The 1,396-nt window shown below is 40.3% G+C and carries 2 protein-coding genes; both read right to left on the bottom strand.

The genetic code is table 11. The annotated features are described in order from the left end of the window. Positions 1 to 421, bottom strand: a 421-nt coding sequence (locus F6K49_RS49290) for a class I SAM-dependent methyltransferase (protein WP_293110055.1), incomplete at its 3' end; no start/stop codon positions are given. 258 nt (positions 422 to 679) lie between these two features. Next, positions 680 to 1,396, bottom strand: a 717-nt coding sequence (locus F6K49_RS49295) for an O-antigen ligase family protein (RefSeq protein WP_293110057.1), incomplete at its 5' end; no start/stop codon positions are given.

Here is a 1,396-nt window from a genome sequence, read left to right on the forward strand (position 1 = left end):
TCACTCGATGAATTTCTTCAACACAACGGGATGGATCTACAACATGTTCAAGGACTGCTTGGATTATGACTCCATCAAATGAATTATCTTTAAAAGGAATATTGTGGGAGTCAAAAATTACTGCTATACGGGAATCAAAAGCAACGTCACTTTCGATAATTTCAATAGCAGGTACTGATAACAGCTCTTCCATACCTTGACCAATGACACTACCTCCAATGATCAGTACTTTAGGACTATCAGTCTGCTTGAGCAGAAGTTCTGTGAATTTTTTGTAATTCCTCTTACCTTTCAAATTCAGGATAATGCTGGGAATCAAATTGATGGCAATTCTTTCTAATTTTGGTTTTCGGTTAAGATCAGCATTTTCGGGATTTATAAAATTTTTAATCTTAAATAGACTAGATGATTCATTGATCAAAATTGGTTTACCCTGAACAACAGGATAAAAAGTATTGCATTGAAAATTTGTACATTTAAGCTGATTTTTTTTTGAGTCTAAGCTAGACAAGCAACAGGGACAGCCAAGCAATTATTGAGTACTTGATGATAAGTTAATTTGAGCATGATTTGTAATGTTTTGATTAGTCATGGTGTTTTATTGCTATTGGTTAAAGTCTCAACTATTTCGTGAGTGAAATAATTTGGGTCACTCCTATAAAAGCTAGAGTTACCCTGATCAAAAAGGTGTAAGCCGTGCAGGACGACTAACCGGTGCGTGACTTTCTGAAGGGGGCAGATCATCCCAATTCCAACCCACCACTGCCAACAAGGTATACCAGTAGAAAAAGAGAGTGGTATGACTCCAGATATTTTCGGTAATCATCCCCACAGGTACAGCCAGAAGAATCGCCAACATGGCCAAACACAGAGTCCCTTGTCCACTGCCAGGAGATGCCTGTCGAAATAATTGAACAAGACGCCCAACCTGAACTCCGAGGAAGACCAACCAAGTTACCAATCCTACGATTCCTCCTTCTACCAGGGCTCGAATGTAATCATTGTGGGGTTCGAGCCCATTACTACTGATCAGTTTGTTAGTTCCGAGACCATAACCAAGGATTGGGAAGTGTTTCCATTGCTCTAGGAGATAGGTCCATTGAGCCAGCCGCCAGTTGAAACTATTGCCATCTCCCTTGGACAGCAGAATTGCCTTCCAAATATCGATATCTGGATTACCCAGTGGTGTTTGAGCGATCGAGCCGAGACGTTCTTGACCAAACTCTGAGCTACCAAACAAGATGATAATACCGACAAACACAACTATGCAACCGATTAGGTTGACTATGCTCAATCTAGGGGCGATTAAAACCACAATAAAGGTACCAAGCATCATCAAACCAAATAGAGCCTTAGTACTCACATACAAAAGGGTAAGTAAACCCAGCAATAGCAT

The organism is Moorena sp. SIO3I6 (assembly GCF_010672095.1).